This is a genomic window from Micromonospora sp. CPCC 205558, from assembly GCF_036902955.1.
Classification (GTDB): Bacteria; Actinomycetota; Actinomycetes; order Mycobacteriales; family Micromonosporaceae; genus Micromonospora.
The window spans coordinates 376,857-397,760 of sequence record NZ_JBAKHR010000002.1; the positions used below are offsets into that span (position 1 = coordinate 376,857).

General features: G+C 72.8%; 18 protein-coding genes. 13 read left to right on the top strand and 5 right to left on the bottom strand.

Features of this window, described 5'->3' with window-relative positions:
- Nucleotide 1 precedes the first annotated feature (1 nt).
- The 6 genes from V6U86_RS04155 (at nucleotide 2) to V6U86_RS04180 (ending at nucleotide 7,177) form a co-directional block, all read left to right on the top strand.
- Nucleotides 2-745, top strand: coding sequence for an ABC transporter ATP-binding protein (locus tag V6U86_RS04155; protein WP_334498563.1), 744 nt, complete (start codon nucleotides 2-4; stop codon nucleotides 743-745).
- A complete protein-coding gene (locus tag V6U86_RS04160) occupies nucleotides 745-1,473 on the top strand; it encodes an ABC transporter ATP-binding protein (protein WP_334498565.1) in 729 nt (242 codons plus the stop codon). The genes V6U86_RS04155 and V6U86_RS04160 overlap by 1 nt, the downstream gene beginning before the upstream one ends.
- Nucleotides 1,473-2,363: a branched-chain amino acid ABC transporter permease gene (locus V6U86_RS04165; protein WP_124815814.1), complete on the top strand. Its 891-nt coding sequence runs from the start codon at nucleotides 1,473-1,475 to the stop codon at nucleotides 2,361-2,363. Before V6U86_RS04160 ends, V6U86_RS04165 begins: the two co-directional genes overlap by 1 nt.
- On the top strand, nucleotides 2,360-3,475 hold the full coding sequence (locus V6U86_RS04170) for a branched-chain amino acid ABC transporter permease (protein WP_334498568.1): 1,116 nt from the start codon (nucleotides 2,360-2,362) through the stop codon (nucleotides 3,473-3,475). The genes V6U86_RS04165 and V6U86_RS04170 overlap by 4 nt, the downstream gene beginning before the upstream one ends.
- Before the next feature lie 152 nt (nucleotides 3,476-3,627).
- A complete protein-coding gene (locus V6U86_RS04175; RefSeq protein ID WP_334498570.1) occupies nucleotides 3,628-5,769 on the top strand; it encodes a RecQ family ATP-dependent DNA helicase in 2,142 nt (713 codons plus the stop codon).
- 466 nt (nucleotides 5,770-6,235) lie between these two features.
- Nucleotides 6,236-7,177 (top strand): hypothetical protein, encoded by a 942-nt coding sequence (locus tag V6U86_RS04180; RefSeq protein WP_442934874.1) that lies wholly within the window; start codon nucleotides 6,236-6,238, stop codon nucleotides 7,175-7,177.
- Nucleotides 7,178-7,288: 111 nt separating this feature from the next.
- On the opposite strand, the gene V6U86_RS04185 is transcribed toward V6U86_RS04180, so the two are convergent.
- Nucleotides 7,289-7,705 carry a helix-turn-helix domain-containing protein gene (locus V6U86_RS04185; protein ID WP_030329791.1) on the bottom strand — a complete coding sequence of 139 codons (417 nt, stop codon included), beginning with the start codon at nucleotides 7,703-7,705 and terminating at the stop codon, nucleotides 7,289-7,291.
- A 246-nt stretch (nucleotides 7,706-7,951) separates the two neighbouring features.
- Between V6U86_RS04185 and V6U86_RS04190 the strand changes: the two genes are divergently transcribed.
- Entirely contained in the window at nucleotides 7,952-8,401 is a 450-nt protein-coding gene (locus V6U86_RS04190) for a hypothetical protein (protein ID WP_334498573.1), read from the top strand.
- A gap of 5 nt (nucleotides 8,402-8,406) precedes the next feature.
- Here V6U86_RS04190 and V6U86_RS04195 read toward each other — a convergent pair whose 3' ends face one another.
- Nucleotides 8,407-9,567: a class I SAM-dependent methyltransferase gene (locus tag V6U86_RS04195; protein WP_334498575.1), complete on the bottom strand. Its 1,161-nt coding sequence runs from the start codon at nucleotides 9,565-9,567 to the stop codon at nucleotides 8,407-8,409.
- A gap of 88 nt (nucleotides 9,568-9,655) precedes the next feature.
- Nucleotides 9,656-11,356 (bottom strand): DEAD/DEAH box helicase, encoded by a 1,701-nt coding sequence (locus V6U86_RS04200; protein WP_334498577.1) that lies wholly within the window; start codon nucleotides 11,354-11,356, stop codon nucleotides 9,656-9,658.
- A 417-nt stretch (nucleotides 11,357-11,773) separates the two neighbouring features.
- On the opposite strand from V6U86_RS04200, the gene V6U86_RS04205 reads away from it, so the two are divergent.
- Nucleotides 11,774-12,409, top strand: coding sequence for a ferritin-like fold-containing protein (locus V6U86_RS04205; protein ID WP_334498579.1), 636 nt, complete (start codon nucleotides 11,774-11,776; stop codon nucleotides 12,407-12,409).
- A gap of 75 nt (nucleotides 12,410-12,484) precedes the next feature.
- Here V6U86_RS04205 and V6U86_RS04210 read toward each other — a convergent pair whose 3' ends face one another.
- Nucleotides 12,485-12,712 (bottom strand): DUF3107 domain-containing protein, encoded by a 228-nt coding sequence (locus tag V6U86_RS04210; RefSeq protein WP_030329796.1) that lies wholly within the window; start codon nucleotides 12,710-12,712, stop codon nucleotides 12,485-12,487.
- 64 nt (nucleotides 12,713-12,776) lie between these two features.
- Nucleotides 12,777-13,415 (bottom strand): TetR/AcrR family transcriptional regulator, encoded by a 639-nt coding sequence (locus V6U86_RS04215; protein WP_124772722.1) that lies wholly within the window; start codon nucleotides 13,413-13,415, stop codon nucleotides 12,777-12,779.
- Nucleotides 13,416-14,641: 1,226 nt separating this feature from the next.
- On the opposite strand from V6U86_RS04215, the gene V6U86_RS04220 reads away from it, so the two are divergent.
- From V6U86_RS04220 to moeZ, 5 genes are all read left to right on the top strand, one after another.
- Nucleotides 14,642-16,762 carry a hypothetical protein gene (locus V6U86_RS04220; RefSeq protein ID WP_442934877.1) on the top strand — a complete coding sequence of 707 codons (2,121 nt, stop codon included), beginning with the start codon at nucleotides 14,642-14,644 and terminating at the stop codon, nucleotides 16,760-16,762.
- A gap of 23 nt (nucleotides 16,763-16,785) precedes the next feature.
- On the top strand, nucleotides 16,786-17,760 hold the full coding sequence (locus V6U86_RS04225; RefSeq protein ID WP_334498585.1) for an alpha/beta fold hydrolase: 975 nt from the start codon (nucleotides 16,786-16,788) through the stop codon (nucleotides 17,758-17,760).
- Between the two features lie 5 nt (nucleotides 17,761-17,765).
- Nucleotides 17,766-18,620, top strand: coding sequence for a DUF3152 domain-containing protein (locus V6U86_RS04230; RefSeq protein ID WP_334498588.1), 855 nt, complete (start codon nucleotides 17,766-17,768; stop codon nucleotides 18,618-18,620).
- Between the two features lie 100 nt (nucleotides 18,621-18,720).
- On the top strand, nucleotides 18,721-19,542 hold the full coding sequence (locus V6U86_RS04235) for a DUF3152 domain-containing protein (protein WP_442934875.1): 822 nt from the start codon (nucleotides 18,721-18,723) through the stop codon (nucleotides 19,540-19,542).
- Between the two features lie 122 nt (nucleotides 19,543-19,664).
- The gene (gene moeZ, locus V6U86_RS04240; protein ID WP_436971376.1) at nucleotides 19,665-20,846 is read left to right on the top strand and encodes an adenylyltransferase/sulfurtransferase MoeZ; all 1,182 of its coding nucleotides are present in this window, start codon (nucleotides 19,665-19,667) and stop codon (nucleotides 20,844-20,846) included.
- Nucleotides 20,847-20,904 lie beyond the last annotated feature (58 nt).

Genomic DNA, 20,904 nt, shown 5'->3' on the forward strand with positions numbered 1-20,904 from the left:
CATGCTCGCCACCCGCGGTCTGACCTGGCGGATCGGTGAAGTCGCCATCGTCGACAGCGTCTACCTCGACCTGGCGCCCGGAGAGTTCCTGGGCGTGATCGGGCCGAACGGCGCCGGCAAGACCTCACTGTTCAACCTGATCACCGGCCTGCGTCGGGCCACGGAGGGCCGGATCACCCTGGACGGGCAGGACATCGGAGCGCTCGCGCCGCACCGACGGGCCCGCCTCGGACTGGGCCGTACCTTCCAGGCGTCCTCGGTCTTCGGCTCGCTGAGCGTGCGGGAGAACGTCCGGCTCGCCGTGCAGGCGCACCGCGGGGGCTCGATGGCACTGTGGCGGCGGGCGGCGGCCGATCGCGAGGTCGCCGCCGCCGCCGACGCGGCGCTCGACCGGGTCGGCCTCGCCCACCGGGGTACGGCCCTCGCCGGCACCCTGGCCCACGGCGAGAAGCGCAAGCTGGAGATCGCCCTGCTGCTCGCCGGCGAACCGAGGGTGATGCTGCTTGACGAGCCGATGGCCGGGGTCAGCGCCGAGGACGTACCGGAGCTGGTCGCCGTCATCAAGTCGCTGACCGGTGACAGCGGCCGGGCGGTGCTGATGGTCGAGCACCACATGGACGTCATCCTGGAGTTGGCCGACCGCATCGCCGTCATGCACCACGGCGCGCTGCTGGCCTGCGACACCCCGGAGACGGTGATGGCCAACCCCACCGTGCAAGAGGCCTACCTGGGGGAGTCGCTCTAATGATCGAACCGATCCTCAGTGTGGAGGAGTTGTCGGTCCGGATCTCCGGGCTGCACATCCTCCAGGGGGTGTCCTTCACGGTCGCCCCGACCGGCGTGACCGTTCTGCTCGGCCGCAACGGCGTCGGCAAGACCACCACGCTGCGCGCGATCGTCGGCCTCACCCCACCCGCCGGAGAGGTGCGCGGCACCATCCGGATGGGTGCGCAGAGCCTGCTGGCCCGGCCCACCCACCGGCTGGTCCGCGGTGGGCTCGGCTACGTGCCCGAGGACCGGTGCGTGTTCGCCGGCCTCACCGTCGCCGAGAACCTGCGGCTCGCCGAGCGGCGCGGCACCACTCCCGCGTACGACAAGGTTTTCGCGCTCTTCCCGGAGCTGGACCGGCGCGGACGGCAACGGGCCGGTTCGCTCTCCGGCGGGCAGCAGCAGATGCTCGCCATCGGCCGGGTGCTGCTCAACGACAACCGGCTGCTGCTCGTCGACGAGCCGACCAAGGGGTTGGCGCCGAAGGTGGTGACCGAGGTGGCCGAGGTGCTGGAACGGGTCGCGGAGTCGGTGCCGGTGCTGCTCGTCGAACAGAACCTGGCAGTCGTACGCCGGCTGGCTCGCGACGCGGTGGTCTTGGCCGCCGGCAAGGTGGCCTGGACCGGCGACGCCCATGAGCTGCTGTTGGAGACCGCGTTGACGAAGTCGCTGCTCGGTGTCGGCTCGGCGGAGGTGAAGCACTGATGGGCACCGTGATCTTGTTGGCGTTGACCGGGCTCGGCCTGGCGGCGCTGTACTTCCTGGTCGCCTCCGGCCTGTCCCTGGTCTTCGGCCTGGCCGACGTGCTCAACTTCGCGCACGGGCTGTTCCTCGGCGTCGGCGCGTACGGCACCTGGTGGGCGGCGGGCAACCTGCCGGGCGCCGGACCGGACGGGTTCGGCTTCGTGTTCGCGGTCGCCTTCGGGGTGGCCGCCGGCACACTCGTCGCGATCCTGGTCGAGTTGGTGCTGATCCGCCCGCTGTACTCCCGCACCATCGAACAGGTGCTGGTCACCGTCGGGCTGTCGCTGGCCGGGGTGGCGTTGCTCCAGGCCACCTGGGGCGCGGACGCCCGGCCGTTCCCGCGCCCGGACTGGACCCGGCAGGTGACCGGGATCCTCGGCGCTCAGGTGCCCAACGGCGGCCTGCTGCTGATCATCGCGGCGGTGCTGGTGCTCGGAGCGATCCTGGCGTTCCTTCGATGGACCCGGTACGGCCTGGTGATCCGGGCCGGGGTGGAGAACCGGGAGATGGTCACCGCGCTGGGCATCGACGTCCGCAAGGCGTTCACGTTGGTCTTCGCGATCGGTGGGGCGGCCGCCGCGCTCGCCGGTGCGCTCGGCGGGGTCTACTTCGGCACCGTCTCGCCCGGGCAGGGCGGCTCGCTGCTGATCTTCGCGTTCATCGTGGTGGTGATCGGCGGGATGGGTTCGGTGGTCGGCTCCGCGTACGCGGCGGTCGTGGTCGGTCTGGTGCAGCAGTTCGTCAACTATTACGGCACGTCCGGGCTGGGCGACATCTGCGTGGTCGGGCTGCTGGCCGTGGTGCTGCTGCTGCGTCCGCAGGGCATCGCCGGAAAGGTGGCAACGGCATGACGCTTCTCGACGTGACCCCGGCACCGGCGCCCACCGCGCCGCGACCAGGCCGGGTGCACCGGGTCCGCCCGTTCCTGCCGCTGGTCGCGCTGGTGGTGCTGGCGATCCTGCCGTACTCGACGATCTCCCTGCCGGGGATCTTCGAGGGGCCGGTCAACTCACCCGGCACCCTGCAACTGCTCGCCATCTGCCTGATCTTCGGCGGCCTGGCGGCCGGGTACGACCTGCTCTTCGGTCGGACCGGGATGCTCTCCTTCGGGCACGCGCTGTACTTCGCCGCCGGTGTCTACGGCACCGACATCCTCATCACCCGGGCAGGTCTGCCGCTGTGGCAGGCGGCGCTGCTGACCGTCACCGGTGGCACCATCCTCGCGGCGCTGCTCGGCGCAGTGGCGCTGCGGACGGTGGGCATCGCATTCGCCATGGTCACGTTGGCCTTCGCCCAGGTCGGGGCGATCCTGGTGGCACGGGACTTCGGCGGGCTCACCGGTGGCGAGGAGGGTCTGCCGCTGGACGTGTCCGGGTTGCCCGCCGGGTTGGTGGGGGTGACCAACACGGTCAACCTGTACTGGTTGGCGCTGGCGTACCTGACCCTGGTGGTCTTCGTGGTGCACCGGGTGAGCGGGTCGCCGACCGGACGGGTGCTCGCCGGGCTGCGCGACGACGAGCGGCGGATCGGCGTGCTCGGGCTGGACCCGTACCGCTACAAGCTGGTGGCGTTCACGCTGGCTGGCGGGTTGGCGTCGGCGGGCGGGGTGGTCTACGTCCTGATCGTCGGCGGCGCCTCACCGCACATCACGTCCTCCGAGCTGACCCTGTCACTGCTGGTGATGGTGGTGCTCGGCGGGCCGGGCACCCGGTGGGGGCCGGTGCTCGGCGGCGTCCTCTACATGTACCTGGACCACCGGCTCACCGCGTTCGGCACGAGCGACGCGGTGGACAACCTGCCGGCCGTGCTCAGCCGTCCGCTGAGCCAGCCACTCTTCGTCCTCGGCACGGTCTTCATCCTGGCCGTCTACTTCTTCCCCGGAGGCATGACCAGCCTGGCCCCCCGCCTGTCCCACCTAACCCGCTCCCTCCGCCTCCGCCCCCGCCCCCGCCCCCGCCCCTGACGCCCCGCCCCCGCCGCCCTGCCCCGCCCCCGCCCCCGCCCCCGTCGATCATGAAGTTGTTGCCATGACACGCCGTGTCGAGTGGCGATAACTTCATGATCGACGGGGTCGATCATCACGGGGTTGGCGGGCGGCGCTGGTAGACATGTCGGGTGGAGACAGCAGAGCGGGCAGGGGTGCGGGAGCGGGCCGAGGCGGTGCTGCGCCGGCTGGCCGGTGACCATGCCCGGCTGCGTGAGGATCAGTGGCGGGCCATCGAGGCACTGGTCGTCGACCGGCGGCGGGTGCTCTGCGTGCAGCGCACCGGGTGGGGCAAGTCCGCGGTCTACTTCGTGGCCACCGCCCTGCTCCGCGACCGCGCACAGGCCGGACAGGGCGCACAGGCCGGGCCGACGGTCATCGTTTCGCCGCTGCTGGCGTTGATGCGCAACCAGGTCGAGGCGGCCGCTCGGGCCGGCATCCGGGCCCGCACGATCAACTCGGCGAACCTCGACGAGTGGGACGAGATCACCGCCGAGATCCAGACCGGCGCGGTGGACGTGCTGCTGATCAGCCCGGAGCGGCTCAACAACCCGGACTTCCGCGACACTGTCCTGCCGAAGTTGGCCGCCACCACCGGCCTGCTGGTGGTCGACGAGGCGCACTGTGTCTCCGACTGGGGCCACGACTTCCGGCCGGACTACCGGCGGCTGCGGACGTTCCTCGCCGAGCTGCCCGAGCGCACCCCCGTGCTGGCGACCACCGCCACCGCCAACGCCCGGGTCACCCAGGACGTGGCCGAGCAGTTGGGCGACGCCCTCATCCTGCGCGGCACCCTCGACCGCGAGTCGCTGCGCCTCGGTGTGCTCGATCTGCCCAGCCCGGCGCACCGGCTGGCCTGGCTCGCCGACCACCTGGACCAGTTGCCCGGCTCGGGCATCGTCTACACGCTGACCGTGGCGGCGGCGGGGGAGACGGCCGAGTTCCTGCGCTCCCGGGGCTACCCGGTCGCCTCCTACAGCGGTCAGTCCGACGACGCCGACCGGCGGGCCGCCGAACAGGACCTGCTCGACAACAAGATCAAGGCGTTGGTCGCCACCAGCGCCCTCGGCATGGGCTTCGACAAGCCCGACCTGGGTTTCGTCGTGCACCTCGGCGCGCCGCCGTCGCCCATCGCCTACTACCAGCAGGTCGGCCGTGCTGGCCGTGCCGTCGAGCACGCCGAGGTGCTGCTGCTGCCCGGCGTCGAGGACGCCGCGATCTGGCGCTACTTCGCCTCGCTGGCGTTCCCACCGGAGCAACAGGTCCGCGCCGTGCTGGCCGCCCTGCACACCGACCGTCCGCTCTCCACCCAGGCCCTCGAACCCCTCGTCGACCTGCGCCGGGCCCGGTTGGAGCTGATGCTCAAGGTGCTCGACGTGGACGGCGCGGTCCGCCGGGTGCGCGGCGGTTGGCTCGCCACCGGCGAGCCGTGGGTCTACGACGAGGCACGGTTGCGCCGCGTCGCCGAGGCGCGCACCGTCGAGCAACAGGCCATGCGGGAGTACGCGACCACGTCCGACTGCCGAATGCGCTATCTACGGGAACGCCTGGACGACACCGAGGCGGCCGACTGCGGCCGATGTGACAGGTGCGCCGACCCCCTCTTCGCCGCCGACGTGTCGACGGCCGCGCTCGCCGCCGCGCAGACCTTCCTGGGCCGACCCGGTGTGGAGATCGCGCCGAAGAAGCTCTGGCCGACCGGGCTGGACGCGGTGGGCGTACCCCTCAAGGGCCGGATCGCCCCCGCGGAGCAGGCGCTGCCGGGCCGGGCCGTCGGGCGCCTGTCCGACCTGGGCTGGGGTGGCCGGCTGCGTGCTCTCGTCGGCCCGGAAGCGCCGGACGCGCCGCTGCCCGACGACGTCGCCGGCGCGGTCGTGGAGGTGCTGAAGGCGTGGGCGCACGGCGACGACCCGTGGCCCCGCCGGCCGGTGGCGGTGGTCGCTGTCGGTTCCCGGCGGCGGCCGCGGCTGCTCGGCTCGCTCGCCGAGCGGATCGCCACGGTGGGCCGGCTGCCGCTGCTCGGCGAGGTCACCGCGGCCGGCCCCGGCGGGCCAGCCGGGCCGCGCGGCAACAGCGCCCAACGGGTACGCGCGCTGCACGACACCTTCACCGTGCCGACCGGCCTGGCCGACGCGCTGGCCGGGCTGGACGGCCCGGTGCTGCTCGTGGACGACCTGATCGACTCGGGCTGGACGATGACGCTGGTGGCCCGGGCACTGCGGCGGGCGGGCGCGACCGACGTGCTCCCGCTCGCCCTCGCCGTGGCCGGCTGACCCGCTGCCGTCGACGGCGGGCCGCGCCCGAGGTCGGGGCCCAGCTCCTCTCGGCCGTGCCCGAGGTCGGGGCTCAGCTCCGCTCGGCCGCGTCTGAGGTTGGGGCCCCAGCTCCGCTCGGCCGCGTCTGAGGTCGGGGCTCAGCTCCGCTCGGCCGCGTCTGAGGTCGGGGCTCAGCTCCGCTCGGTCGGCGGAAGTTCCCGGGCGCCGCTGAATGCGACGGTCGCCACGCCGTCCGGGCGTCGGCCTGGCCCGGTCGCCGACGGCGGTAACGTGGGCGGTATGACCGACCAGCAGCCCGTCACCCGCGGCGCCGACGCCGTCACGGACGTGACCGCCGGCGACGAGGCCGGCTACCCGCTGGGCGCTGGCGGTGCCTGACCAGCTCTCCGCAGCGCCGGTTCCTGATCAGGTGCCTGCGGCGCCGGTTGCTGACCAGGTGTCTGCGGCGCCGGTTCCTGATCAGGTGTCTGCGGCGCCGCTCGTCGATGAGGTCTCTGCCGGGCCGGATCAGAGCACTCTCCGGCTGGCGCTGATGGTCGGCGGGCTGGTGCTGGCGGTGTTGCTCGGCTTCGGCCTCGGCCGGCTGAACGCCAACGGTGCCGCCCCCGGCAGCCCTTCGCTGGCAACCGAGCACACCGATCCGCCGGGCGTCGCGCCACACAGCCACGGCTTGGCCACGGCCGCCGATCAGGGCGCGGCCACCGAGCCGGGCGGTCTGGCGGTCAGCTCGGCCGGGCTCACCCTGGCCCCCCTGGCCACCGAGTTCGAGGCGGGTCGCCCCGGTCAGCTCCGCTTCCAGGTGCGCGACGGGCAGCGCCGGCCGGTCACCCGGTTTGCGATCGTGCACGACAAGCCGATGCACCTCATCGTCGTCCGGCGGGACCTGACCGGTTACCAGCACCTGCATCCGACCATGGCGACGGACGGCACCTGGTCGGTGCCGTTGACCCTCACGCAGCCCGGCCTCTGGCGGGCGTACGCCGATTTCACAGTCGTTGCCGACAACGGCGCGCAGACCGCGGTGACCCTCGGCACGGACCTGGTGGCGCCCGGCGACTACCGCCCCCGTCCACTGCCGGGGCCGGCCACCTCGACGACCGTGGACGGCTTCACCGTCGGCTACCAGGGCACTCCGCAGGTGGGGACGACAGTGCCGCTGACCTTCCGGGTCGACGGTGCTGGTGGTGCCGCCCCGCTGGAGCGGTACCTCGGGGCGTACGGGCACCTGGTGGCGTTGCGCGAGGGCGATCTCGGCTACCTGCACGTGCACCCGGAGACCGAGTTGGTGGACGGTCAGATCAAGTTCTGGTTGACCATTCCCAGCCCAGGCCGCTACCGCCTCTACCTCGACTTCCAGGTCAACGCCAAAGTCCAAACCGCCGAATTGACCCTAACCGTCCCCTAACCCCCACCCTCCCCACCCCCTCGGCGTTGATCATGAAGTTATTGCCCTGACACGCCGTGCCGGGCGGCAATAACTTCATGGTCAACCGCTCTTCGGAGGGGAGGGGTGGGGTTAGCCGGCTCGGCGGATGGGGCGGCGGGCCAGGTAGCGGAGAAGGTCGCGGATGTGGTGTTTCTCCTCGGCGGGGACCGTCGGGTCGGCCAGCCGGTCCAGGATGGCCCGGACGTCCGCCTCGACCGGGCCGTCGTCGTGGCGTCGGCGGGGCGCGGGGCCGGCGTCGGGCAGCCCGAGCGCGCGGAACGCGGCGGCGACCGGCAGATCCAGTGCGGCGCAGAAGCCACGCACCTTGGCCAACTCGGGATAGTCCTGCCAGTCACCGGCCAGCCAGCGGAACACTGTGGAGCGACCCACGCCCGTGTGCGAGGCAAGGTCAGTCACGGTCCAGCCACGTTCGTCGCGAGCGTCATCGATGGCGCGCCGGACGAAGCGGGCGAAGGCCATCTGCGGTGATACCTCGGCTGATCCCATCCCTGCGTGTCTTCCCCTCCTGCCGGAGCACCGGGACGATGCGCCTTCCGAGGGTAGTACGCCCAGCGCCGGAAACAATTGACTGACCGCACAAACTGTCCCGTGGATGAGACTTTCTCTGCAAGCACGTGTGCAGAACGAAAATTGCATCGAGCGATCATCATCGTTCTTCGATTAAGCTCGGTGCCCATCCCGACATTTGTCTTTCGCCTGCCGCATCCGACTGGACCACCGCCGAGGAGCACCATGGCCGAATCGAGCCGCCCCCAGCCGTACCAGCCCGGTGCGGTGAGCCTCTTCTTCGTCGCCAAGGCCGGCGTCTTCGCTGCCGCGTTCTGGATCTGGTTGCTGGTCCTGGTGCTCCGCACGGACTCCGCGACCGGTCTGCAGGTGCTAGCCGCCACCGGCACCATCACCACCACACTGGTCGCGGTCCTGCTCGGTGCCCGGATGGCGTTGCAACACAACGCCGCCACCCGGCACGCCGAGGTGAAGAAGCTGCTGGTGGACATCTCCTGGAACGCGTTCGCGGCGGCCGGCAACGCCGAGGCCGGGGGCAAGGTCGTGCCGTTCCCGATCGCCCCGGGCGACGGTGAGTGGGCCGCCCAACGGCCCGGTCCCGAACGGGTGTCCGTCCACGACCGGGGTGGCAGCGAGCGCAGCGGTCGCCGGGACCGCGGGGACCGTCGGCGTTGACCGCCCTAGGCGGCGGACGCCTCGCCGGCGGCCAGCAGGGTCTCCAACCGGGGGGTGACCTGCCACTGGTCCACCAGCTCGCGGTACTCCGCGCGCTGCGACTCGGTCGGCCCGGCACCGGTACGACGTGCGCGGATCAGCAGGTTGCGCGGCGTGTGCTGCGAGTCCACGAACTCCACCACCTCGGCCCGGTACCCGTGCACCCGCAGCAGTCCGGCGCGCAGGGCGTCGGTGAGCACGTCGGCGAAGCGCTCGCGCAGGATGCCCTGCCGGGTCAGTAGCTCGTACGGGGTAGGGGCGGGGTGGGCGCGGAGCTGCTTGGCGAGATCGTGGTGGCAGCACGGCGCGGCCAGCACCCAACGGGCCTCCCAGCGCACCGCGCGGGCCAACGCCTCGTCGGTGGCGGTGTCACAGGCGTGCAGTGCCAGCACCAGGTCCGGGGTGGGGTCGACGACGGCGTCGGCGATCGTTCCGGCCACGAAGCTGATCTGGTCGGCCCAGCCCAGCCGCTGGGCCAGCTCGGTGTTGCGCCGCCGCTGGTCCTCCCGGACGTCCACGCCGACCAGTTGGACGTCGAGCCCTCGACTCGTCAGGTAGCGGTACGCGGCGAACGTCAGGTAGGCGTTGCCGCAGCCCAGGTCGACCACCCGTAGCGGACCGGTCAGGTCGTCGGGCAGGGTCGCGGCCAGGGCCCGCAGGAACGCGTCCACCTGGCGGCGCTTGGCCGCCGAGCCGCCGATCTCGGCGAAGATCGGGTCACCGGGGTCGAGCAGGTATTCCTTCGCCCGGTCGTTTCCGGTGGGCGTCGCCGATGTACGGGACGTCGCGGCCCGGTGCACCTGCGCTTCGCCGGATTTGGTCACCCGCAGCTGGAGGGTCGCGTCGGCCGTCTCGACGTGCCAGTTGCCGAACGGCTCGGCGAGCAGTTCGTCGATCGCCGCAGCGGCCTCGGGACCGGAGGCGAGGTTGCGGGTGTACGGGCGAGCGCCGTCGGACGTGGTGATCTGCATCCGGGGCCCGGCCTTGAGCGTCACCGGCCGAAGCTCGGCCCGCTCAACGGTGGGGCGGCGCCCGCGGCGACGTCCGGCGGCGACCGCCCGGGTCAGCGCGGGGTCGAGCAGCAGCGCCCGAACCTCGGTCAGGGCGGCGTCCAGTGGTTGCGGCATCGTTCCATCTTCGGCAGGTGGGGTGGGAGAAGGGAACATCCCCCGCTCCGCGCGAGGCGGTGCGGGGGATGTCAGGTGTGGCTGGTGGTCAGTCCGCGGTCGCCTCGGCCGGCGTACCCGCACCGGAACCGCCACCACGGCGGCGTCGGCGGCGGCGCGGCTTGGACGGCTCGCCGTCGGACCCGGCGGCCTGCTCGGCGGGGCCGGCGTCGGCGGAGATCACCGCGGTGGTCTCGCCCGCGACCACCTCGCCGGCCCGGCGGCGACGCCGGCGGCGGGGGGTACGGGTGCCTTCGTCGGCGGCGTCGGCTGCGGGTGCCTCGGCGACGGCCGGCGCGCCGGCGTCGGAGCGGTCGCGACGGCCATCGCCCCGACCACGGCGCTCGCCGCGACCCTCGCCGCGACCCTCGCCGCGGCTCTCACCGCGTCGGGGGCCACGACCGCCGCTGTCGCCCCGGCGGGAGCGGGTCGTGCCGCCCAGATCCTCTTCGATCTCGGCGGACAGCCCAGCCCGGGTGCGCTCGGCCGTGGGCAGCGTGCCGCTGACCTCGGTGGAGATGTGCAGGTCGGTGTAGAGGTGCGGCGACGTGTGGTACGTCTCCGGCGGCTCCGGCATCTCCAGACCGAGGGTCTTGTCGATGATCCGCCAGCGCGGCATGTCGTCCCAGTCGACGAAGGTCACCGCGACACCAGTCGCGCCGGCCCGACCGGTACGACCGATCCGGTGGGTGTAGGTGTCCTGGTCTTCCGGGCAGTCGTAGTTGATGACGTGGGTGACGCCGGTGACGTCCAGCCCCCGGGCCGCGACGTCGGTGGCGACCAGGATGTCGATCTTGCCGGCCCGGAACGCTCGCAGGGCCCGCTCGCGGGCACCCTGGCCGAGGTCACCATGGACCGCGGCAACCGCGAACCCGCGGAAGTCGAGGTCCTCGGCGACCCGGTCGGCGGCCCGCTTGGTACGCGTGAAGATCATGGTTAGCCCACGCCCCTCCGCCTGGAGGATGCGCGCCACCACCTCGACCTTGTTCATCGAGTGGGTGCGGTAGACCAGCTGCTGGGTCTGCGGCGACGGGCCGGTCTCGGCGGTGTGCCCGGCGTGGATCGTCATCGGCTGGCGCAGGAAACGCCGCGACAGGGTGACGATCGGGTCCGGCATGGTGGCCGAGAAGAGCATCGTCTGCCGGTCTTCCGGAAGCATCGCGAGGATCTTCTCGACGTCGTCGAGGAAGCCCAGGTCGAGCATCCGGTCGGCCTCGTCCAGGACGAGTGCGTGCACCCGGTCCAGTCGGAGGTGCTTCTGCTTCTGCAGGTCCATCAGCCGGCCGGGGGTGCCGACCAGGATCTCGACGCCCTTGCGCAGCGCGTCGATCTGCGGCTCGTACGCCACGCCGCCGTAGATCGGCAGCACCCGGACGCCACGCGTCCGGCCGGCGGCGGCCAGATCCTTGGCGACCTGGATGCCGAGCTCACGGGTGGGGACGACGACCAGCGCCTGGGGGACGCCGTCGCTGCCCTCGCCCGGGGCGAAGACCCGATCGAGCAGCGGTACGCCGAAGCCGAGGGTCTTGCCGGTGCCGGTCGGCGCCTGACCGATCAGGTCGACGCCGCGCAGCGCGATCGGAATCGCGTACTCCTGGATGGCGAAGGCGCGGGTGATGCCGGCCGAGGCCAGGGCCTCGACGGTCTCGGCGCGGGCGCCGAGGGCGGCGAACGTGGGGGCCTCCGGTCGAACCGGGGCGGTGGGGGCCAGTTCCTGGCCGTCCAGCAAATCTTGAGTCAGGTCGCTCATGTGGATGTGGGGGTGCCCTCTCGTGGGTGCGCCCGTCCTGTCCTCAGGGCGCGTTCGGTATGACGCGGGCCACACGGTCGACGGCAGATTGCCGAGCCGGACCGGGCCGCACGCGCGCCGCAGGCTGAGCTTCGATCAGATCGGCGCCCACGGCAACTGCTCCATGTTACCTGAACAGGCCTGGCCCCGTCCCGATTCCCTTCCGGCCACCAGTCACGCGGGGCACGCAAGTGTGACCTATGCCACACAGGCTCACGCATCCGCCGCCGCAGCCCCGCCCCGCCGCCCCGTCCCCGGCCGCGTCGATCATCGAGTTGTGGTGGTGGGCAAAAGGCTCTAAACACCCCTAGTGGGGCAGCGCCACTCCATGATCGGCCGGGGCGGCGCGGAGGGCGGCCACCCGATAGCCTGCCGCTCGTGTCTGCTTTCGCCGTCGCCGACCTGTTGGGCCTCGTCGCCTTCGGCGAGCTGCTGGCCTTCGAGCGGATGGCCGGCGACGCCCGGCTCGCTCCCGACCTGCGCCGACGCGCCGCGCTGAACGGGATGGCCGCGGCCGAGATCGCCAACTACCGACGCCTCGCCGACCGGCTCGGCGCGCTGGGCGTACCGCCGGAGGATGCGATGGCGCCCTATGTCGAGCCGTTGCAGGCATACCACGACTCGACGGAGCCACGGGACTGGGCGGAAGTGGTCACCAAGGCGTACGTCGGTGACGCGATCACCGACGACTTCGTCCGCGAGATCGCCGACGCGCTGGAGGAACCCGACCGGGCGTTGGTGCTGGACGTCCTGCACGACTCCCGATACGCGGACTTCGCCGCGGCGGAGATCCGGGTGGCGGTCGCCGACGACCCCCGGGTGGCTGGTCGGCTCTCGATGTGGGCCCGGCGGCTGGTCGGAGAGGCGTTGTCCCAGGCCGGCCGGGTCGCCGCCGAGCGGGCCGCGCTCACCGCGCTGATCGCGCGGGACGGCCGGGTCGACGTGTCGGGGCTGTTCGGCAGGCTCACCGCAGCGCACACCGCACGGATGGTCGCCGCCGGGCTGAACAACTGACCGCGCGGCTGGTCGAAGCCGGTGCCGGCCTGCGGCAGGTGGCCGAGTGCCGACCTGCCGCGATGGCCGGACCGGTCAGCGGACGGTGAACCCGACCGCCCGGGGCGACGCCTCGGCGATCTCGACGTAGGCGACCTTCTCGACCGGAACGATGACCCGTCGGCCCTTCTCGTCGGTCAGGGAGAGCGTGCCGCCGTTGCCGGCGAAGGCGTCGGTCACGATCTGCTCGATCTCGGCCGGCGACTGCGCGCTGTCCAGTACCAGCTCACGCGGCGCGTACTGCACGCCGATCTTGACCTCCACTGTGCCTCCTCAACTGGGGCGAAAGAACCGCCCTGCGAAGGCTATCCGATCACGGGGTCGACGGTCAGGCTGACTCACCTTGCAGCGGGAAGCTCGCGATGCCCCGCCACGACAGCGCGGCCACCAATGCCTCCGCCTCGGCCTTCGGCACCTGCCGCCCGCCGGCCAGCCAGAACTGCGCGGCCGTCTCCGCGGCCCCGACCAGCCCGGAGGCGAGCAACTCGGCGTGTGCCCGGCTCACCCCGGTGTCGGAGATGATGGTGTCGGTGATCGCCGCGATGCAGCCCTGCTCGACCCGCTCGACCCGCTGCCGCACCGCCGGGTCGTTACGCAGATCCGACTCGAAGACGAGCCGGAACGCCTCGCTCTCGTGGTCGACGAAGTCGAAGTACGCCCGCACCGAGGCGCCGACCCGCTCCTTGTTGTCGCTGGTGCTGCGCATCGCGTCCTGCACCTGAGCGACGATGGCGTCACAGTGCGTGTCGAGCAGCGCCAGGTAGAGATCCATCTTTCCAGGAAAGTGTTGGTAGAGCACCGGCTTCGAGACCCCGGCCCGCTCGGCGATGTCGTCCATCGCGGCGGCATGGTAGCCCTGCGCGACGAACACCTCCTGCGCCGCAGCGAGAAGCTGCTTACGACGCGCGGAGCGAGGCAGGCGGGTCGGCCGGCCAGCGGTCTGTGCACCGTTCCCCGCAGCGGTCATGGGATCCTCCGAGTTCTCCGTACGAGCCGGCATTTTCCCCCCAGACCGGGCGAGGCCCGTGACCTCCGTCGTGGAAATGGCCCGCCGCTGTAACTTATCGCCACTCTCGGCACACGGTAGCCTCAGCGGGGGCGACCAAGGAGCGCGCGGTGAGTGAAATAGGGCAACCCGGAGCCGCCACCCCGGGAGAGCACGGTGACGGAGCGGGTCAGCACGACGACCCGAGCCGTTCCGTCAGCGGGTGGGCGCCTCCGGCGGGTGGGTGGCCGCGAGCCGCCGACCGCGAGGACGCCCGGGACGAGGCGTCGCGCTGGCAGCCCGACCCCGCGTCGGGCTGGCGGACCTCCTCGACCCGACATGGGGACCTGCCATCGCCGCTGGTCGGGCGGTCGGACGACCCGGAGCCGCCGGCCCGCGCCAACGGCCACCGCGTCAACGGCGTGCCCACCCCGGACGGCGTCAACGGCGTCCACCACCCCGGTCTCGAACCGCCCGCGGCACGCCCCACACCGGTGAGCGCACCGCCCGGGCTGCCAACCGAGGGCCGCCCCGGGGCGGCCAGCGACCGGCTCGTGGTGCCCGCGCAACGTCCCGCGCCGCCGGCAGAGCAGGGTGCCGCCGAGCCCGAGACGGGCCCCGCGCCGCACCCCACCGCCGATCCGGCTGCTGCCCACCGTGCCCGCTGGGCCGACCCCGGCTTGCCCACCTCGGCCCCACCGGCCGTCCAGGTGCCGCCCGTCGGCACCGCCGCGTCGGGTTTCGAGGTGCCGCCCGGCTTCCACGCGCCGATTGGCGAGCGGCTGGCGGCCGACGAGAACCCGACCGCGCCACGCGACTGGCGGGCCCCGCTCGCGCCGGAGCACGCGGCGGGCTCGGGACGCACCCCGGGCCCGACCGGTCGCGCCGACGAGGGCGAGCCCGGTCGCGCTGCCGAGAGCGCCGGGCCGCCAGACCAGCACCGCGCCGGAGACCAGCACCGGGCCGAAGACCCGCACCGCGCTGGTGAGACGCGCCGCGCCGGGGAGTCGTCGGCCATCGAGCCCGACTGGTCGGGGCCGAGCTGGAACCGTCCGAGTTGGGGTGGCGGGTGGGCCCCGCCCTGGTCCCGCCAGGACGACGAGCCGGGTGCCCCGGCAGCACGGGACGAGTCGGCGCCGGGCTGGGTCGCCGAGCCCAACCAGCCGTACGAGCCGGTGCGCGCCGAGGCGCCCCGCCCGTACGAGCCGGTGCGTGCCGATCCGCCCCGTGGTTACGAACCCGGCCGGGGCGAATCCGAGCCCGCGCCGGAGCGCCCCGCCGAACCGCCCAGCGGGCCCAGGGCCGACCTGCCGTCCTGGGCGGGTGGTGGCGACCCCGACCCCGCCAGCGCGCCGCCTGCGCGGCCCCCCTGGGCTGGGGGACCCGATCCGACGCCGCCCAGCGCGCCGCCCGCGCGGCCATCCTGGGCTGGCGGGTCCGAGGCAGCCACCAGCGTGCCGCCGGTACGACCTTCCTGGGCTGGTGGGTCCGAACCGCCCGCGACCAGCGCGGCGTCGACGCGGCCGTCCTGGGCCGGGGGTTCCGATCCGGCACCGACCAGCTCTCCGCCCACGCGTCCCTCCTGGGCCTCCAGCCCGGCCCCGGCCGACCCGCCCGCACCGGTCGAGGCGTCACCTGCGGCGCCCGCCGGGCCACCGCCGGCACCGGCCGGGCCACCGCCCACGCTGACCGACGCGCCACCGGCTCCGGCCGGCCCGTCGCTGGTGGCAGAGCGCCCGTCCTGGACCGGCGGTTCGCCGACGGCGAGCAGTTCCCGGGCCGAGCGGCCGGACTGGTCCGAGGGCCGGCTTCCCGCGACCCCGGTCGAACGCCCGTCCTGGCCGGCGAGCCGGTCGGCCAGCACGGGTGGGGGCGACGGCGGCGAGACGCCCGGCCGGTCACGGCCCGAGACCCGGCCGACCGCACCGTTCCGGCTCCGGCCGGCGACACCCGAGCCCGGTCCAGCACCCGTGGAGTCGCCCCAATCGGCCGTGCCGGCCAGCGACCCGCCCTCGAAGGACGTTCCACAGTCCTCCACCGCGGCGGTCCCACCCGCCGCCGCGAAGAATTCCGGCCGCCCAGATCAGCCCGCACCGGCGTCCGCCTCTCACTACGCGGCACGCCGATCCGCCCCCGACCCGACGTCCCCGGCCGGCGACGGCCGGCAGTCAGCCCCGAGCGCGGTGGTGCTGCCGCAGCGCGTCCCCGCGGAACCGGACGTGCCCGTCGTGCCGGAGCCGCCAGCCGTGGAGCCCCCCGCCGAGACCCCGGAACTCGCCCGCATCGCCACCCACCTGCGTCGCGACGACGAGCCAGCTCCGCTGCGGGAGCGCCCCGAGGGGTTCGATGTCAACGCCATCCTGGACGCCGTGCGGGAGGTGGCCGGTGTCCGCGACGCGGCTCTGCGTCGTACGCCGGCCGGGGCGCACAGCCTGCGACTGGATCTGGCCGACGGCGCCGACCCGGCCGAGGTGAGCCGGCAGGTGGCCCGGCTTCTCCAGGAGCGGATGGGCTTGGCCGCAGCCCCGCAGAATCTGCCCGGCCTGCCCACCACACCACCTCCGCCGGTTCGCCGTCGTGCGGCCGAGCCTCGACCCGCCGAGCGGCGTACCCCGGAAACTCAGAACGCGGCTTCGCGCGATCCCGGTGAGGTTCGGGCGGCCAGGTCACCGAGCGTCGCCCGCCCGACCGGCGGTCGGGCCGAGGCCGCGCCGGAACAGCGGACCAGCACGGACCCGACGCGTCGACGCCGGTCGAACGCTCCACACCGGGGCCGCGCCACCGTGGAGGAACCCGGATCGGTCTCGGCCGCCCCGGCCGGCGCCGCGACCGGTAGCCCGGCGACGCTGGGCACGTCGTACTCCGGTGGTCAGGTGACCACGACGGAGTCGGCGCCGTCCCGACCGCTGGAGACCGGCGGCGCGCCGGGTCCGCGCGTGGTGATCGACCATGTGCAGGTCAGCACCTTCGGCCTGGACGCGAACGTGGAGGTCCGGCTGCTTGCCGGGGGTGACAGCGCCTCCGGGTACGCCACCGGGCCGGCTGTGGACGGCTACGTGCTGCGGCTCTGCGCGGTTGCGGCGGCCGCCGCGGTGGACGAGTTGCTGCGCGGCCCCGACAACGCCGAGCGGGGGCGCTGCTTCGTCGAACACGCGGCGGTGGTGCCGTTCGGCAACTGCGAGGTGGCCACTGTGGTGGCGCTACTGGTCTGCGAGGGCTGGGTCGAGCAGCTCGCCGGGTCGGCCCTGGTCGCGGGTGATCCGCGGCAGGCGGTGGTGCGGGCGACGCTGGCGGCGGTCAACCGTCGGCTGGAGGCGCTGCTGTCCTGAGTGGTCCGGGGCAGACTGGAGCAATGAGACGCGCCACCCTCTGGCCGGACCATCTGCTCCCCGACGACCGTGTCCCGCCGCCGTGGCCGGGCCGGGAAGTCCCCCTCGACGGCCGGGTCACGTACGTGCGGGACACCCCGGCCACCGCCGTTGGCGCGGAGCCGGCGCTGTACGTGCACGGGCTGGGCGGGTCGTCGCAGAACTGGACGGACCTGGCCGGGCTGCTCGCCGACCGACTGGACGGTCAGGCCATCGACCTGCCCGGCTTCGGCCGGAGCGAGCCCGGCCCGCGTTACACGATTCCCGCCTTCGCCGAGCTGGTGGTCCGCTGGATCGAGCATTCCGGTCGGGGCCCGGTGCACCTGTTCGGCAATTCGCTGGGCGGCGCGGTCGCGGTCCAGGTCGCCGGGTTCCGACCGGACCTGGTCCGTACCCTCACTCTGATCTCCCCGGCACTGCCGTTCCTGGATTTCCGACGTTCGTTGCAGGGGCGGATGCTGCCGGTGCTCGCCATTCCACGTGGTGAACGGCTGGTCGCCCGGCACCTCACCCAGCTCGCGCCGGAGGTGATGGCCCAGCAGGTGTTGGAGGCCTGCGTCGCCGACCTCAGCCGGATCTGCGATCAGCGTCGGGCCGAAGCCCTGGAGGAGATCCGGGTGCGGTACGAGGCCGAGCACTACGCCGCCGCGTACGTCCGGACGTTCCGTGGGTTGGTCTCCAGCTTTCTGCGGGCGTACCTGCCGGGGCCGGGGTCGCTGTGGCGCCTCGCCGCAGCGGTACGCGCACCGACCCTGGTGGTGGGCGGCCGGCAGGACCGCCTGGTCGACGTGCGGGTCGCGCCGCAGACCGCCCGGGTCATTCCGGACAGCCGATTGATGATGCTCGACGGCGTCGGCCACGTGGCGCAGTTGGAGGTTCCCCGGCTGGTTGCCCGCGCGGTGGTCGGCCTGCTCGCCGAAACGGCTGACGCGGCGGGGCGGTCTGATCTGGCAGGCTGACCCGGATGCCCAGCTCAGACCGCCATCCTGCTCGCCGTCGGCGGCGTTTCGCGCTGCTCGCCCAACTGGTGGCGGTGGTGGTGGCCGTCGGTGCGGCGTTGACCGTGCTCGCCGAGGGGCCGGGTGGGAACCCCGGTGCAGGCCGGTTGGCCGCCGAGGAGATCGGCACACCGCCGCCGCTGGTGGCCGCGCCGCTGCCGCCGTCGGCCGACCCCTCGCCCGTCGACGTGGTTTCGTCCAGTCCGTCTCCGGTGTTGCGGGTGCCTGGCGCGGTTCCGAGCGCCGGCACGGGCAGGTTCGGCTACGACGCGCGCTCCGGCCCGGTGCTTGGGCGGGCGGGTGAGCTGCGGCGTTACCGGGTCGCGGTGGAGTCGGGCAGTGCCGAGGACACCGCCGAGTTCGCCCAGGCGGTCCAGGTGGCGCTCGCCGGGCCGGGCAGTTGGGTCGACAGCGGCAGGCTGCGGCTTCAGCAGGTGCCCGGTGCTGCGCCTCGTGACTTCACCGTCTACCTGGCCACCGCCCGTACGGCGGGTCGGATGTGCGCGCAGGGTGGGGTGGACATCCGGATCGGTGGTCGGCCGTACACGTCCTGTCGGGCACCGGGCCAGGTGATCATCAACCTGGATCGGTGGCGGCTGTCGGTGCCGCACTTCGTCTCGGCCGGTGTGCCGTTGGCGGTCTACCGGACGTACGTGGTCAACCACGAGGTTGGTCACCAGCTCGGGCATCGGCACGAGCGCTGCCCCGGTGCGGGCCGGCCGGCCCCGGTGATGATGCAGCAGACGCTCTTCCTCAAAGGGTGCCGGGTCAACCCGTGGCCGTATCTCAACGGGCGTCGTTACACCGGCCCCGCCCTCTGAGCTGGCTGCCCGAAACGCCACTATCTGTCCCGATCGAGCGCCTTGCGGCAATCTCGATAAAAACGGAGAAACGCCCTAATAATCTGGCAGGCTCGACGGTATGACGCCGTCGTCCCCTTACGGCCCGGCCCGGCCGCCCGAGCACCGCTCGGCGCGGCGGGAGGTGCGTCCCACGTTCGTTCGGATGCACCGACGGCGTCGTCGCAGCATGCTGCTCGGCCTGCTCGTGCTCGCCGTCGCCGTTGGCGTGACGGTGAGCCGGGGCGGTGAGCCGCCGGCTGAGCCCTCGGCCACCACCCAGGGCGGGATGGGTCACGGGGGTGGGGTGGCCGCACACGCGGCGCCCACCGGCTACCCGTCGGTCGGGGCGGGACGCTTCACCGCGGCCGACGGCGAGACTCCCGTGCACGGCACGGACGGGCCGCTGCGCCGCTACCGGGTCGTCGTCGAACGCGGCGCCAGCCAGGACGCCGACGTGTTCGCCGCAACTGTTGACGAGGTGCTGGCCGACCCACGCAGCTGGATCGCCTCCGAGGAGCTGAGGGTGCAACGGGTGGCCGACGCGCGGTCCGCCGACTTCACCATCTACCTGGCCACCCCGGTCACGTCCGAGCGGATGTGCGCAGAGGGCGGGCTGACCACCGAGCGCTACACCTCCTGCCGCCTGCCCGGTCAGGTCATCATCAACCTGGCCCGCTGGATGGAGGCGGTACCCGACTACGGCGCTTCGCTGGACACCTACCGGACCTACGTCATCAACCACGAGGTGGGCCACGAGTTCGGTGAGAACCACGAGGCGTGCCCGGGCCCGGGTGAGCCCGCCCCCGTGATGCAGCAGCAGACGTACGGCCTGGAGGGCTGCGTCGCCAACGCCTGGCCGTACCTCGACGGCCGTCGCTACGCGGGGGACATCGTCCCCTGATCGGCCGGGTCGTCGGTTATTCCCGCTCCCGCATACCGGACCCGTGTCGTCCCTCATGGCCGAGCGGGGCTCCCGCGAGCAACAATGGCGCGGTTCACACCGCCGATCCCGGGGAGTCCACCGTGTCGTTGCCCCCGCTCGTCGAGCCCGCCGCCGAGCTGACCGTAGACGAGATCCGCCGCTACTCACGTCACTTGATCATTCCGGATGTCGGGGTGACCGGCCAGAAGCGGCTGAAGAACGCCCGGGTGCTCTGTGTCGGCGCCGGTGGCCTCGGGTCGCCCGCCCTGATGTACCTCGCCGCGGCCGGGGTCGGCACGCTCGGCATCATCGATTTCGACACCGTCGACGAGTCCAACCTCCAGCGCCAGATCATCCACGGCGTCTCCGACATCGGCCGGTCCAAGGCCGAGTCCGCCGCCGCGTCGATCCGCGAGATCAACCCCCTGGTCAACGTGGAGATCCACAACACGGCGCTGGACCGGGAGAACGTCCGCGAGATCTTCGCCCAGTACGACCTGATCGTCGACGGCACCGACAACTTCGCCACCCGCTACATGGTCAACGACGCAGCGGTGCTGCTCGGCAAGCCGTACGTCTGGGGTTCGATCTACCGTTTCGACGGCCAGGCGTCGGTGTTCTGGGCCGAGCACGGCCCCTGCTACCGCTGCCTCTACCCGGAGCCGCCGCCGCCCGGCATGGTCCCCTCCTGCGCCGAGGGTGGCGTGCTCGGGGTGCTCTGCGCGTCGATCGGCTCGATCCAGGTGAACGAGGCGATCAAGCTGCTCACCGGCATCGGTGAGCCGCTGGTCGGCCGCCTGATGGTCTACGACGCCCTGGAGATGGAATACCGCAAGATCAAGGTGCGCAAGGACCCGAACTGCGCGCTCTGCGGCGACAACCCGAGCGTCACCGACCTGCTGGAAGACTACGAGGACTTCTGCGGCGCGGTCTCCGAGGAGGCCCAGGAGGCGACGCTCGACTCGACCATCACCGCCCTGGAGCTCAAGGAGTGGCAGGACGCCGGCAAGGACATCTTCCTCGTCGACGTACGCGAGCCGGCCGAGTACGAGATCGTCCGGATCCCCGGCGCCACCCTGATCCCCAAGGGCGACATCATCTCCGGTGAGGCTCTCGCGAAGCTGCCGCAGGACCGGCAGATCGTGCTGCACTGCAAGTCCGGCGTCCGCTCGGCGGAGGCGCTCGCCGCGCTCAAGGCGGCCGGATTCAAGGACGCCGTGCACGTGCAGGGTGGCGTGCTCTCCTGGATCAAGCAGATCGACCCGTCGCTGCCCGCGTACTGACGATCGGGCCGGGGCGGCCCACCCGGCCGCCCCGGCCAATCGACGCAGATGACGCCGA

Bases quoted from the DNA above. Each gene is read 5' to 3' on its own strand.
- V6U86_RS04195 (WP_334498575.1), bottom strand. From the start codon at position 9,567: ATGCCGCAACCACTGGACGCCGCCCTGACCGAGGTTCGGGCGCTGCTG.
- V6U86_RS04170 (WP_334498568.1), top strand. From the start codon at position 2,360: ATGACGCTTCTCGACGTGACCCCGGCACCGGCGCCCACCGCGCCGCGA.
- V6U86_RS04215 (WP_124772722.1), bottom strand. From the start codon at position 13,415: ATGACCGCTGCGGGGAACGGTGCACAGACCGCTGGCCGGCCGACCCGC.
- V6U86_RS04185 (WP_030329791.1), bottom strand. From the start codon at position 7,705: ATGGGATCAGCCGAGGTATCACCGCAGATGGCCTTCGCCCGCTTCGTC.
- V6U86_RS04165 (WP_124815814.1), top strand. From the start codon at position 1,473: ATGGGCACCGTGATCTTGTTGGCGTTGACCGGGCTCGGCCTGGCGGCG.
- V6U86_RS04155 (WP_334498563.1), top strand. From the start codon at position 2: ATGCTCGCCACCCGCGGTCTGACCTGGCGGATCGGTGAAGTCGCCATC.
- V6U86_RS04225 (WP_334498585.1), top strand. From the start codon at position 16,786: ATGAGACGCGCCACCCTCTGGCCGGACCATCTGCTCCCCGACGACCGT.
- V6U86_RS04230 (WP_334498588.1), top strand. From the start codon at position 17,766: ATGCCCAGCTCAGACCGCCATCCTGCTCGCCGTCGGCGGCGTTTCGCG.
- V6U86_RS04235 (WP_442934875.1), top strand. From the start codon at position 18,721: ATGACGCCGTCGTCCCCTTACGGCCCGGCCCGGCCGCCCGAGCACCGC.
- V6U86_RS04160 (WP_334498565.1), top strand. From the start codon at position 745: ATGATCGAACCGATCCTCAGTGTGGAGGAGTTGTCGGTCCGGATCTCC.
- V6U86_RS04200 (WP_334498577.1), bottom strand. From the start codon at position 11,356: ATGAGCGACCTGACTCAAGATTTGCTGGACGGCCAGGAACTGGCCCCC.
- V6U86_RS04190 (WP_334498573.1), top strand. From the start codon at position 7,952: ATGGCCGAATCGAGCCGCCCCCAGCCGTACCAGCCCGGTGCGGTGAGC.